The organism is Pelorhabdus sp. sgz311002, from assembly GCF_056134285.1.
This window is the reverse complement of the sequence record NZ_JBWBCL010000001.1, coordinates 406,247-418,339: the sequence shown is the minus strand read 5'-3', so window position 1 is coordinate 418,339 and position 12,093 is coordinate 406,247. Positions and strand designations below refer to the sequence as shown.

General features: G+C 42.9%; 16 protein-coding genes. All 16 read right to left on the bottom strand.

All coding sequences use genetic code 11. The features are described 5' to 3' along the window. Window positions 1-5: 5 nt before the first annotated feature. The 16 genes from AC0NJP_RS02160 to AC0NJP_RS02085 all read right to left on the bottom strand — a co-directional run bounded on the left by AC0NJP_RS02160 (window position 6) and on the right by AC0NJP_RS02085 (window position 12,051). Window positions 6-602, bottom strand: a complete 597-nt coding sequence (locus AC0NJP_RS02160; RefSeq protein WP_474698622.1) for a ribonuclease H1 domain-containing protein — start codon at window positions 600-602, stop codon at window positions 6-8. A gap of 80 nt (window positions 603-682) precedes the next feature. Further along, window positions 683-1,846, bottom strand: a complete 1,164-nt coding sequence (gene larC, locus AC0NJP_RS02155) for a nickel pincer cofactor biosynthesis protein LarC (RefSeq protein ID WP_474698621.1) — start codon at window positions 1,844-1,846, stop codon at window positions 683-685. Window positions 1,847-1,850: 4 nt separating this feature from the next. Continuing rightward, on the bottom strand, window positions 1,851-2,597 hold the full coding sequence (gene larB, locus AC0NJP_RS02150; protein WP_474698620.1) for a nickel pincer cofactor biosynthesis protein LarB: 747 nt from the start codon (window positions 2,595-2,597) through the stop codon (window positions 1,851-1,853). Then, a complete protein-coding gene (gene larE, locus AC0NJP_RS02145; RefSeq protein ID WP_474698619.1) occupies window positions 2,587-3,414 on the bottom strand; it encodes an ATP-dependent sacrificial sulfur transferase LarE in 828 nt (275 codons plus the stop codon). The genes larB and larE overlap by 11 nt, the downstream gene beginning before the upstream one ends. Before the next feature lie 135 nt (window positions 3,415-3,549). Continuing rightward, window positions 3,550-3,996, bottom strand: coding sequence for a hypothetical protein (locus tag AC0NJP_RS02140; protein ID WP_474038370.1), 447 nt, complete (start codon window positions 3,994-3,996; stop codon window positions 3,550-3,552). 153 nt (window positions 3,997-4,149) lie between these two features. After that, a complete protein-coding gene (gene aroB, locus AC0NJP_RS02135) occupies window positions 4,150-5,241 on the bottom strand; it encodes a 3-dehydroquinate synthase (protein ID WP_474698618.1) in 1,092 nt (363 codons plus the stop codon). 17 nt (window positions 5,242-5,258) lie between these two features. Beyond that, entirely contained in the window at window positions 5,259-6,422 is a 1,164-nt protein-coding gene (gene aroC, locus AC0NJP_RS02130) for a chorismate synthase (RefSeq protein WP_474698617.1), read from the bottom strand. Between the two features lie 38 nt (window positions 6,423-6,460). Continuing rightward, window positions 6,461-7,093, bottom strand: a complete 633-nt coding sequence (gene pilO / locus AC0NJP_RS02125) for a type 4a pilus biogenesis protein PilO (RefSeq protein ID WP_474698616.1) — start codon at window positions 7,091-7,093, stop codon at window positions 6,461-6,463. Window position 7,094: 1 nt separating this feature from the next. Further along, window positions 7,095-7,484 (bottom strand): PilN domain-containing protein, encoded by a 390-nt coding sequence (locus AC0NJP_RS02120; RefSeq protein ID WP_474698615.1) that lies wholly within the window; start codon window positions 7,482-7,484, stop codon window positions 7,095-7,097. 137 nt (window positions 7,485-7,621) lie between these two features. Next, window positions 7,622-8,698, bottom strand: a complete 1,077-nt coding sequence (gene pilM / locus AC0NJP_RS02115) for a type IV pilus assembly protein PilM (protein ID WP_474698614.1) — start codon at window positions 8,696-8,698, stop codon at window positions 7,622-7,624. A 2-nt stretch (window positions 8,699-8,700) separates the two neighbouring features. Next, a complete protein-coding gene (locus AC0NJP_RS02110) occupies window positions 8,701-8,985 on the bottom strand; it encodes a late competence development ComFB family protein (RefSeq protein WP_474038364.1) in 285 nt (94 codons plus the stop codon). A 38-nt stretch (window positions 8,986-9,023) separates the two neighbouring features. Continuing rightward, window positions 9,024-9,440: a hypothetical protein gene (locus AC0NJP_RS02105; RefSeq protein ID WP_474698613.1), complete on the bottom strand. Its 417-nt coding sequence runs from the start codon at window positions 9,438-9,440 to the stop codon at window positions 9,024-9,026. Further along, complete coding sequence (locus AC0NJP_RS02100) at window positions 9,437-9,955, bottom strand: hypothetical protein (RefSeq protein ID WP_474698612.1); 519 nt, start codon at window positions 9,953-9,955, stop codon at window positions 9,437-9,439. The genes AC0NJP_RS02105 and AC0NJP_RS02100 overlap by 4 nt, the downstream gene beginning before the upstream one ends. Then, the gene (locus AC0NJP_RS02095; protein WP_474698611.1) at window positions 9,952-10,410 is read right to left on the bottom strand and encodes a type II secretion system protein; all 459 of its coding nucleotides are present in this window, start codon (window positions 10,408-10,410) and stop codon (window positions 9,952-9,954) included. Before AC0NJP_RS02095 ends, AC0NJP_RS02100 begins: the two co-directional genes overlap by 4 nt. Then, complete coding sequence (locus tag AC0NJP_RS02090; RefSeq protein WP_474038360.1) at window positions 10,352-10,777, bottom strand: prepilin-type N-terminal cleavage/methylation domain-containing protein; 426 nt, start codon at window positions 10,775-10,777, stop codon at window positions 10,352-10,354. Before AC0NJP_RS02090 ends, AC0NJP_RS02095 begins: the two co-directional genes overlap by 59 nt. Window positions 10,778-10,839: 62 nt before the next feature. After that, window positions 10,840-12,051 (bottom strand): type II secretion system F family protein, encoded by a 1,212-nt coding sequence (locus AC0NJP_RS02085; RefSeq protein WP_474698610.1) that lies wholly within the window; start codon window positions 12,049-12,051, stop codon window positions 10,840-10,842. Window positions 12,052-12,093 lie beyond the last annotated feature (42 nt).

The window sequence follows — 12,093 nt, the reverse complement described above, 5'->3', positions numbered from 1 at the left end:
CTGTCCTATTCTTTACCCAGAGCTTGACCGGCTAGTTGATCCGCCAGTTCATTCCCTAAAACACCACTATGACCTTTTACTTTTTCAAAAAAGATCCAGTCCAGTTTATTTGCCGTAAAATTTTTATAGGCCTGAGTAAATTTATTATTGGCCTTCCAAGCGCCTGTCGCCCAAGCGCCAATTCCCATATAGTCATGATGAAGCCGAATCGGCTTGCGATCTTCTTTTTCAGCCCACTGAATCGCGCGCATGGCCGCCGCGAGCTCACCTGCTACATTGCGCATGAGAGCTGCTTCTTCATTTTCACCAACACCGCTGTCCTGAAACAAGACTTCTTCTTGTTTCAGAACCACAAAAGCCCAACTATATTTGTTTTGTTTCTGATTAAAACTACCATCAACATAGATATGGTACTCTTCTGCATTGGAACTAGCTAGACTTTTCTGCCCGCCCTCCAGATAGGCTTGCGCTTCACTTTCGGTAAGAAATGCTTTAAATTGTGCATTAGGATAACCATGAGTCTGGGCTTTGCACTCATTCCAGCTCAAATATAAGCCAGGAGCCTTGCCAACACGAACCGCATAAAATTTCTTGGGAGCCACTATAGAACCTCCTTTGTTTATCAAGCAAAAAAGGTTGTCCGCCACTGCACCGCGACAGACAACCCTTAGCGACTATCCTGTTACGATTTCTGTAAAACTGCTTGTTTCGCCGCTTCCTGCACTGACTTTAGCGCTTGTCCTGTTTGCTTCGCTAACGTAGCACAATCATCATATTCAGGCATAATTTGAATGATTTTACCTTCATAGGTACTAACTTTTACGGCAATATCGCCGTCTGGCAACTTAGCCGTAACGAGAGTACGCTCTGCAATTGCCCGGTTCACAGGATAAAACCGCATACCAATCGTCGATGTTTCATCAAATACAGTGCGGCATAAAGTATCTTTCATTGCCGCTTCGGCTAGTACACTTAACATTGACGCTGAGCGACCCTTTTTCATAACAATTGGCGTAATCCATGCATCACAAGCACCAAGTGCCAATAACTTTTCAACAGTATAAGCAAGTACCTGTGGCGTGGAATCATCAATATTGGCTTCTAAAACCCATAAATCCTGTTCTGCTTCCTGTACGTCTCCTAAATATAAACGAAGCACATTGGGAATAGAAAGTTCATGACTGCCAGCGCCATAGCCAATCGTTTTTGTCGCAAAAGCAGTTGGCTTATCACCAAAGGCCTTTCCATAAGCAGCAAGAATCGCCGCTCCCGTGGGAGTTGCCAATTCCTTTTCCACCTGGCCACTGTACGTCGGTATCGCCTTGAGCAGTTCTGCTGTAGCAGGCGCTGGTACAGGCATAAAACCATGACTGCAACGAACCAGACCGCTACCCACATGAACTTTAGAAGCATAAACAGCTTCAATCCCTAAATAATCAAGAGCAAAAACAATGCCCACAATATCTACAATCGAATCGACTGCACCGACTTCATGAAAATGCACATGATCAATTGTCGTACCATGAACTTTAGCCTCCGCTTCACCAAGCAAAGTAAAAACTGCTTTACTTTTTACTTTAACCAGGTCATTTAACGCAGACTGATCAATGATCTTATAAATATCAGGCAAATGGCGATGATGGTGCCCTTCCCCGGTGACGACATCAACATAAGTTGCGGCAATACCTAATTTATTGACCTTAGATACCTTTATTTCATAGTGATCCAGTGGCAAAGATTGTAAAGCTTCCCGCAGTTTGGCCTCAGGCAAGCCGACCTCCAACAACGCGCCAAGCAGCATATTGCCGCTGATTCCTGAAAAACAGTCTAAATAAATTGCCTTCATTCTGTCACCTCATATGATTTATTATACTAGCCAGACGACCAGCGCCAAAGCCATTGTCAATATTTACGACAGCTACGCCGGCAGCACAGCTATTAAGCATCCCCAAGAGAGCCGCTAAGCCGCCAAAGTTAGCCCCATAACCGACACTTGTCGGAACAGCAATAACCGGTTTAGCCGCAAGCCCGCCCACAACACTGGCCAACGCACCTTCCATGCCCGCCGCCACAATAATGACATTTGCTGCTTCAATCGATTCCCGTTGACTTAATAGCCGATGGATTCCCGCTACTCCTACATCGTAAATCCGTTTCACACAATTGCCCATGACTTCTGCCGTAATCGCCGCTTCTTCTGCTACTGGCAGATCACTTGTCCCTGCCGTAAGCACTAGAATAAAGCGATCTTCATCTTTAGGCAACGGATTTTTCTCCACCACGATCAGCCGCGGCAATTCATAATACACCGCATCAGGCACAACGTTCTTTACAGCTTCATACATATCCTGACTAGCCCTTGTAGCTAAGATGCTGCTATGATGCGCTGCGAGCGAAGTAACAATCTGAACCACCTGATCCACTGTCTTTCCTTCCGAATAAACAACTTCAGGAAAGCCTTGGCGCGCTGAGCGTTGGTGATCAATTTTGGCAAATCCCAACTCTTCATAAGGAGATAGCTTCGCAAGCGCCTCATCAAGAGAAACTTCACCACGCTGAACCTGTTCTAAAATCCCTCTAGTTTTTTCACTCCACATGATCCTTCAACTCCAGCATCTCATTCATACTTCCCGTGCGGTAGCCCCCGAGATCAATTGTTACGTAAGTAAAACCAATTGCTTTAAAGGCGCTCACGAGTTTTTCCCGTTCTTCCCCCACCATAATCGCGGCAATTTGGTCAGGTTCGACTTCAATGCGGGCTAAGTTCCCATGATGGCGTACGCGAAACTGCCCTTTAACCACCGAAGCAAGCAGAATTTCCGCCTCTTCTACCTGTTTTAACCGTTGCCTAGTAATAGGCAAGCCATAAATTAAGCGAGATACTAAGCAGGCAGCACTGGGCTTATTCCAAGTGGGCAGTTGCCAAGCTTTCGAAAGCTGACGAATTTCCGCTTTATGAAAACCAGCTTCTAGCAGAGGACTTTTTACCATAGGAATCTCCGCTAACGCTTTTAGACCAGGACGATAATCGCCCTGATCATCTAAATTCGTTCCATCCAAAATATACGCGTAGCCGCGTTCTTTTGCCCAAGTAGCTAACGCGGAAAATCGATTTTTCTTACAAAAATAGCAGCGTTCCGCTGTATTATTTACAAAATCGGGATCATCAAATTCACCAGCTTCTAAAAAAAGCTGCGGCACCTCTAGCGTCGCAGCGATGGCCCTACAATCTTCTTGTTCTTTTTGCGTTAAACTTTCTGATCTGGCTGTAACGAGCAAAAGATCTGTCATTACAGATTTAGCAGCAGCAGCGAGGAAAGTACTGTCGACGCCGCCGGAAAAAGCAATGACCGCTTTATCATAAGACCGCAGCACTGTCTGCAATTTCTGCACTTTTTCCTCTAAATTGTCCATCTTGTATCACCTAATTTCCTTAGTCAAAAGCTGTGTCTTCCTTCTGGAATCATCAGTTTTGTATAGTAAATAGGCTTCGGCCTACAAATCTCTTTTCTACATATTCACCCAAAGAAGCAAACTTCCTGCTTACAGCTATTGTAAAAGTTCCCCTTGTTTTTTCTGCGCTAACAAAATTTCAAGCAAGGCAATAATATTTAGTTCCATTTCCTCAATGAGAAGCAAGAACTGATGAATCCCCGACAATTCTTTATTCCAAGCAGAAGGAAGAGCCTGTGCTTCTTCCAAATAAGCAATAGCAAGTTCCAAATATTCAGCGCCGGTTACGACAAAAGTATCGAGAAGCGTTTCGAGTCCCGAAGAATGTGGCTCGGGAAAAATAAAAATCGCTCGACTGTAACCTTCACTGCCCGCCTGAAATTGCATAAATACTATAAATGCCTGCCAAAAACCTAAAAAAGTCTTATTCTCAGTTAAGAATAAAGGAAACCAGACTTCCATAATCATTTTGCTAATTTTATTCACGTAAAGTTGCTGCAGTTGAAGCATTTGTGTAAGCTGCTGTTCCGGTTGCAATGCCAATTCAACCACCGCCTTATTTATAAAGACCTGCCGCCGAGGTACTACTCTATCATATTCCAGCCCCATTATTATGTTTACTTCATGGTTACAGAATTAGCGAAAAAAAAGAGAACCTAAAATTTCAGGCTCTCTTTCCTACTATAATCATTTAAATTAAGCTTCTACTGCCACTAAGCGTGTTAGAACAGCAAGCACATCCGAGTCTTCTACAGAACTGCTAATTTTCCACTTACCGAGATCCTCTAACAAGATCCAGCGAGTCTGTTGATTTAAATTTTTCTTATCTCGACTCATATAAGATAAAATGTCATCCTCTTTAAAGCCAGGTGCCGCAGTAGGCAGATGATAGCGCTGTAAAAGTCTTTTAAGTCTTACAGCGATTGTAGGGCTTAAGCCGGTAGTAAGTTCACTAAGATACAACGTCCCCAATAATCCCACAGCAACAGCCTCGCCATGAAGATAGGAAAAAGAACTGGCCGCTTCAATCCCATGACCCATTGTATGACCCAAATTCAAAGCCATGCGAACTCCCTGTTCTGTTTCATCAGCGCAAACAAACTCAGCTTTCATTTCGCAGCACCGCTGAATTACATATCCGACTGCCTCTGGTTCTAGTGCTAACAATGCATCAGCATGGTCTTCCAAATACTGAAATAGAGTTGAATCTGCTAATAGACCGTACTTAATCACTTCAGCCATACCTGCATAAAACTGCCGTGGCTCCAGCGTTTTTAAAACAGCCAGATTGATATGTACTCGCCGCGGCTGATAAAAAGCGCCTATTAAATTTTTTCCTAAGGGATGATCTACTGCCACTTTACCGCCAACACTCGAATCAACCTGAGCCAAAAGGGATGTCGGAATTTGAATAAAAGGAATGCCTCGTAAATAAGTAGCAGCAACGAAGCCCGCCATATCACCGACAACTCCGCCGCCAAGCGCTACGAGCAGCGAGTGACGATCCAGTTTTTCTTGAATCGCTTTTGTGAAGATAGCATTTGCTTCTTGCAGGTTTTTTGCTGCTTCGCCCGCCTGAAAGCAATAAATATCAGCGCAAATCCCAGCCTGTTCTAACAGCGTCTGTACCGTCTTTCCATATAAGGGACCTACATTACTATCAGAAACAATCAGCCCCTGCTGCGAAAAAGATTGTGATGTAAGCCAGTCTGCAAGGTCCTGCCAGGAGTCGGCAACCATTTCAATCTGATAACTTTTTTCCCCCAACTCAATCGGAATGATTGTCATAGCTCCACCGCCTGTTTCTATTTATTCTGATTGCTAAAAGGTTTAAAATCTATTCTTTGGCGATATGAGGCAAGACTATTCTGTAAATCCGCCATACAATCACTGCTAAATTTATCCAAAATAGCTTCTGCCAAAACAAGGCTTGCCGCTGCTTCGCCAACTACAGCTGCCGCGGGTACAGCGCACACATCACTCCGTTCAGTACTTGCTGCAATAGCTTCCCCTGTAGCAAGATCAAAGGTCTGTAAAGGTTTCATTAAGGTAGGAATTGGCTTCATAACTGCACGAATCGAAATCGTTTCCCCATTCGTCATACCGCCTTCGATACCGCCGGCATGATTTGTAAGACGATGAATGCCGCTTTCGCTATAAGTAATCTCATCGTGAATTAAGCTTCCTGGAAGATCAGCACAACCAAATCCGGCGCCAAACTCTACGCCTTTAATCGCTTGAATGGAAACAAAGGCAGCAGCAAACTTTGCGTCTAACTTACGATCATATTGGACATAGCTGCCAAGTCCCGGCGGCGCATTCAACAAAAGAACTTCAAAAACACCGCCAAGGCTATCACCAGCTGTTTTCGTCGCATCAATACACGCTTTCATTTTCTCACTAACAATAGGATCTACACAGCCTACTTCGGAGTTCCGTTCCTGTAGTTCCGCGATTGTAACAGCCTTTTCCAGTTTGACACCGCCAATATTAATGACATGAGAATAGATCTGTATGCCAAGTTCTTCTAATAAAGCGCGAGCAACAGCGCCTGCCGCCACCCTTGCTGCCGTTTCTCTAGCGCTCGCCCGCTCTAAAATATCTCTTACATCACTCCGGTCGTACTTTAACAAGCCCGTAAGATCAGCATGGCCTGGACGTGGTTCTAAGACTTTTTCACCTTGTGGCAACCCTTCCGGTGCCATTTTTCCCTGCCAGTTTTGCCAATCTCGATTAATAATTTGTAAGGTAAGAGGGCTGCCTAATGTTTCGCCAAAACGAAGTCCTGATAAAACCGTAACCTTATCTGTCTCAATTTTCATGCGTCCGCCGCGCCCATAACCTTGTTGACGCCGCGCTAGCTGCTCATTAATTTTTTCTGAAGATAGCTTAAGACCTGCAGGCAAGCCCTCCATAATCACAGTAAGGCAAGGTCCATGGGATTCGCCTGCTGTAAGAAATCGTAACATAGTACACCTCATCTACTAAAGTATAAATTTTCTAGATCCTATTGCTTAAAGGAACTCACCCGTTCTGCTAGACGATCAGAGCTTTTTGCTCCAACCTTTTCTTGCAAAAATTCCGCAGGCAGAGAATAAGCATAAATAGAAATTGCTAAGCTACAGCTTACTTGCAATCCTTTTGACGCAAAAACAACTTTATGGATTGTCATTAAACGAGGAAGACTCTCACATTGTTGTAAAAATCTAAGAATAGAAAAAAAGGACCCTCGCAATGAAATTTCCAAAGGCATTTCACAAAATCCTTGTTGTTGAAAGGATTTTTCCGGCATTACCTTCTCTAAGGTAAGCCCTTGCTGCCAAGCAAGTCCCGCTAAAGTTTTAACAAACTCTGCTAAAGATGCGTCTACCGGAATCTTTTGATCGGCATCGATGAGTTTTTGATCCAGTTCAGCTAAATATACATCTCCCTGCGGATGTAATTCACAGAAAAGCTGAACTTTATCTAACTCCTGTAAGACCTGAACTTTGGTAGTTTGCCACGCTATGATCTCGCGATACTGTGGTAGCAAAAAGAACTTTAAAACTGCGCACGATAAAACAGTGAAAAACCCCACGCCAATAAAAAGCAGTTGTTTTTGTGAGAAGGACTTTTTCTTCGTCAAATTCACACGTAACATACTATAGCCCTTTCAATTTTAACACAATCTCAAATTTTGTTACAGGTTCTTTTTCATCACGCCCAGCATGAATTAGCAAAGGATCTGCAAATGATTCTGATTGGCCACACTGATCCATGAAAGCAGTTACAAAAGAATAATCTAGTGCTTTCCCCTTTACTCTAATATAGCTTTTTTCCACTTCAAGATCGGTAAACCATAACTGCGGTGCTGCCAAAATCGCTAAATTGATAAAAATAGGCGTCCAAACAACTGCGCCCTGCTGTATCGTCTCAATAGTGGTTGTTTTTTCAGCTAGAGATGCTTCGCTCTGCCTCGCCGCTTCCATTTGCACTTTCATAGGCTGATATATAGAGAGCTTAGATTGCAGCGTTCGCACTTCTGATTTCAATTGATATAAAAAAATCGCCTGAAAAATATAAGTAAAGAAAAAAAGTCCCCCAAATAGGCCCATAAAAAAACAGTAAAATTTCTTGAAACTAAGTTTTGAGATTCTTTTGTCTTTTGGCAACAAATTAATATGTATCATTACATTTCGCCTCGCATAGCAAGGCCTAGCGCAGCGCCTAGAGCAGGGGATTCTTTCGCTAAAAATTCCTGATCGAGGCAAGGCGCTACTGCAATGTTAGCTAATGGATCATGATAAAAGACAGGAATGTCTATTTCTAACGCAAAAGCTTCTCTTAAACCGCTCCAGCAAGCGCCTCGTCCTGTCAATATAAGTTGCTGAAACGCAGCTTCAGCATACTGCCTCGTATAGTAATTGATCGCTTCGCGAACCTGCTGCAAAAGCTCTGTCGTCCATTTTCTTGCCTCGTTATCCATTATATCCGCAAAAAGTAACGGCTCCTGGCATTCTTTAAAACTCTGCGCTTCTTGCATAGAACAGCCAATTGAAGCCGCCAGAAACTTGATCAATTGATCGCCGCCAAGGGAAATACTTTTTGTGAATACAGGGGTTTCATTTTGAATAAACGTAAGCTGTGTTTCCTTAGCACCAATGTCAAGAAACAGCAAGTCCTTTTCTTCAGAAACTGTACGCAATAAGGCCAGGGATTCCGTTTCCACTGCCAAAACCTGCAAGTGTAAGTTTTCTAAAATTGCTAACAGCGGATCTAATAGAGACCGCAACACAGCGACTAAAAAAACCCGCATACGATCTGTTTTTACATTAGAATCCATAATGGCAAAATCATAATAAAAGCTCCCCGGTTCATAAGGCACATATTCATCAAGCGTCCAATGAATCGCTTCCGCCAATTCATCAGATGTCATAACAGGTAAAACAATCTCCCGCGAAAAAACATAGTGGTCGCTTAACGCTAAAACAACATTTTTGGCCGTTGCGCAACTGATCGCCAAGCCTTGTTGTAGTGCAGTTGTCAATTGAACCATATCGGCCAACGGGGACTGACTTAAACAACCACTTCCGGTTGGAAAGATTGCAAAATGAGTAAGCTCATTTTTTTTAGATAGCTTATCAAGTTGAACAATTTTAAGGGAAGACGTACCTATATCCAGACCAATTAGGCTTGTAAACCGTTGCTGAAAATAACCTATAACATTCCGTCTAATAGAATGCCATCTGCGTTTTAGTAAAAACAATTTTATACTTTTTTCTCATCATCCGAGTGGTTGGGATTATTTTTTACAATAGTAACCGCCCGACTGATGGCTGTAACAATATCCGCATTAAATTGTGTTTCAAGCAGATGGGTCCTTGTATAGGTTTCACCCAAAGGTTTAACAATATATTTTGAAGGCAATAGGTTTAACGCGATAGCCGCCATGTCATGACGACATCGTTCACAGGAGCAAATATGAGGCCTTTCTGACAAAATCGCCGTAAGCTTCTGCCACACAAGATCTTCCATATAATTTTTCAATATCATGGTATCCGCCCTTTCTCGCTCGTTATTTTGTCTAAGATCTACGTTCTGTCTTTATGCAAATCATGATCAATATGCATAAGCAAAACACCCTTCGTGTCAAATTGCAAGGTTGCCTGCAAAGCTTTGTTTGCTCCTCTAAACGAGCCGATAGAATGAATGTAATATGTTTTGTCTTCTTTTTCAATCGTAACAAAGGCCTCGCCCATGGAAGATTCATTTAAAGATTCAACCCAGCTCTGGCGAAAAGTATTCGGCTGCGTCGAAACTTCGGCAAAAGCTGCATAAAATCCTGCCTGAGCAGCATATTCAGCCTGTTGGGCTCGTCGCGCCACATCGTCTGTAGCCAGAACAATTTGAACTTCTTTAGCCATAGCTGCAATGAATACTCCCAGAAAGAGAGCCAATGCAATTGTAAAGATAGTCGCATAACCTTCCTCTCGCCAAAAAACTTTCACCGCAATACCCCCTGCCCCCCAGAATTCCAAAGATATACCGCGGTTTTAACTGTAACAGACTGTCCTGTTTGCTCATCATAAAACTCCAAATTCAAGTTAATAAGTTGATGCGTTTGTTCAGGATAGAAACAAAAAAATTTTTTTAGGGAAATATGATGCGAAGAAAGAATTGGCTGCGCTCCCGCCCCATCATTTAAATCGCGATAAAAGCCCTGCTGCGAGCTTTGTACGTAAGTAATATTTTTGCCCTGGGCGGTAAAATAAAGATCATCGCCGCCAAAATGAACCGAATCAGCATCAGCAGTCAACAAATCTTGTCTTAGCATCTCGACCGCCATTCTGGACTGCTCCGTAAGATATATATTCGAGTGAATCATTTGATGTTCTTTAATAGCGACTTGCATAAAAGGAAGCCCGATACTAAGAAGAACTGGCAACAGCGCAAGATATAAAGTCAATTCCACAAGAGTAAACCCTTTTACATTAAAAACCTTTGTTACCTTTTTTATTTTCATTGTATCGCCATAACTTTTTGACTTGGTACATAAGTGCAATAATACACCTGTTCCTCGTTTCTGCCTTCTTGCCAATGAACATATACGGTCACCACTGCAAGCTCTTGATAGCGAGGATGCGGTTTAATATGAACTTCCCGCCTAAACCTGACCTGATTACCTAAAAGGTCTTCCTGACTGCTATCTAAAATAGAAGCCGTACCGACAGCCTGCAACTGGGCTAGTTTTTCCTGACACAACTGCGCCGCCATGAAAGCATCTTTAGAACTGCGACTTGCCAAAACCATCATTTGCAAGGCTGCACCAAGAGTCGCAGCAAGAAAAAGAATAATGGCGCTAGCCACTAAAATATCTAATAAGAAAAAACCGCCACTACTTGTATCACTTTTTTTATTTTTAGTAAGAAAGATTGCTGCGAATTCGCCCTGTCGATAAAGCAATGACAATGACACCACGATACTTCGCTCCTTTTGCTGCAAGATCAATGCTATAACCGGTAACTGGAAAACCAGCCCCCCAGAAAATCAAATTTCCGTCTGCCGGAAAATATAGCTCTTTCGCTAACTGAGCTCGTTTCACAATCTTTCCCTGGTCAGAGATATAGTAATATGCTCCATTAGGTCCATTTGCATAAGATAAATAAGCAGTTCCATGACAAAAAGATAACTCGCGCGTAAGGTACAAATCAGCTACCAGTTGGTCCATCGCAAAGGACAAAGTCAAATCAGACAAATTCACCCAGCGCGGCACAGCCAACAGAGAAATTAAAGAAAGCAAAAAGAGAACAACAAGCATTTCCACTAAGGTAAAGCCTCGTCTCATTGTAAAACACCGCTTTCGCCGAAAATACAAAAGAAGAAAATGCCTATAGAGAACGCGACTCGTTATAGTTGATTCATACCAGAAATCACATCAAAAAGTGGTATCATAATTGCTAGAGCAAACAAAGCGACAATAAGTCCGACAAAAATAATTAAACATGGCTCTAATAAAACAGAAAACTTACGAACTGTAACGGTCACTTCTCCTTCGCATATTTGTGCAATTTTGAGCAGCATCGCATCGAGTTCCCCCGTTTCTTCACCAATTGTTACAAACTGGATCAAAAGCGGCGAGAAGAAGACCTGCCGACGTAATAAATCGGTTAAAGATCCGCCTGCTTTTACCTGCTGCTTAGCCTTTTGCAGCAATAAACGTATTTCCGGATGATTCGTACTATCCTCAACCAAAATGAGTGCATCCATTAGAGAAATACCACTAGCAAGCAAGGTTGCCAACAGGCGAGTAGACTGGGCAATAGCAGCTTTGCGCCATAGGGAACGAACAAAAGGCATTTTGACTGCTATTTGATATAAAATGAAATTGGGACTGCTGTTTCTAAAAAAACAGTAGGCAATCATTCCGCTTCCCCCAGTCACTGCCACGGTCTCCAATCCCCACTCTCGTAAAAAAGCAGAAAAAGCGAGTAAAACTCTTGTTAAAAGCGGTAAAGCCACATGCATATCCGAAAAAACAGCAACAAAATTTGGCATAACAACAACCAAAATAAAACTAACCAATAAACCGGTCATAGCTAAAACGATTAACGGGTACAGGAATGCTCCTTGGAGCGTCTCTTGCAATTCACATTCTTTTTCTAGCTGCTGCGCCAAACTACAAAGGACACTCTCCAAAATACCACCTAGCTCACCCGCTCTAATTGTGGCAACAAATGAACGGGGAAACACACCAGTCTGTCGCTCAAATGCCTGCCATAAGGGTTGCCCCTCCTGCACCTCTTTATAAATAACTTCCAACACTTCGGTGAATTTTTCACTGACGCCCTGCTCCCACAAAATCTGAAGAGCGGCTAAAAGCGATACCCCAGCTTCTAACATCGTAAAAAATTGCCGACAGAAAAAAGCAAGTTCTTTACGACTTACCGATTGGCGTTGCAAACACAAAAGAATACGCGACTTGCTCCGACGAAGTGTAGTCACAAAATACCCTTGCTGACGAACAAACTTTGCAGCGGCTTCCCGACTTTCTGCTACAACTCTTCCCGACACCACTTTTCCCTGCCAATTACGGCCTTTATAAATAAAAGTTTGTGCCATTTTGTGAAGCCTTCTTCCCCATCATAGGCAATGCAAAAAAGC

Coding starts and splice junctions, on each gene's coding strand:
- larC (WP_474698621.1), bottom strand. CDS start 1,846: ATGAAGGCAATTTATTTAGACTGTTTTTCAGGAATCAGCGGCAATATG.
- aroC (WP_474698617.1), bottom strand. CDS start 6,422: ATGTTACGATTTCTTACAGCAGGCGAATCCCATGGACCTTGCCTTACT.
- larE (WP_474698619.1), bottom strand. CDS start 3,414: ATGGACAATTTAGAGGAAAAAGTGCAGAAATTGCAGACAGTGCTGCGG.
- AC0NJP_RS02110 (WP_474038364.1), bottom strand. CDS start 8,985: ATGATATTGAAAAATTATATGGAAGATCTTGTGTGGCAGAAGCTTACG.
- AC0NJP_RS02090 (WP_474038360.1), bottom strand. CDS start 10,777: ATGAGACGAGGCTTTACCTTAGTGGAAATGCTTGTTGTTCTCTTTTTG.
- pilO (WP_474698616.1), bottom strand. CDS start 7,093: ATGTTACGTGTGAATTTGACGAAGAAAAAGTCCTTCTCACAAAAACAA.
- larB (WP_474698620.1), bottom strand. CDS start 2,597: ATGTGGAGTGAAAAAACTAGAGGGATTTTAGAACAGGTTCAGCGTGGT.
- AC0NJP_RS02100 (WP_474698612.1), bottom strand. CDS start 9,955: ATGAAAATAAAAAAGGTAACAAAGGTTTTTAATGTAAAAGGGTTTACT.
- AC0NJP_RS02085 (WP_474698610.1), bottom strand. CDS start 12,051: ATGGCACAAACTTTTATTTATAAAGGCCGTAATTGGCAGGGAAAAGTG.
- aroB (WP_474698618.1), bottom strand. CDS start 5,241: ATGACAATCATTCCGATTGAGTTGGGGGAAAAAAGTTATCAGATTGAA.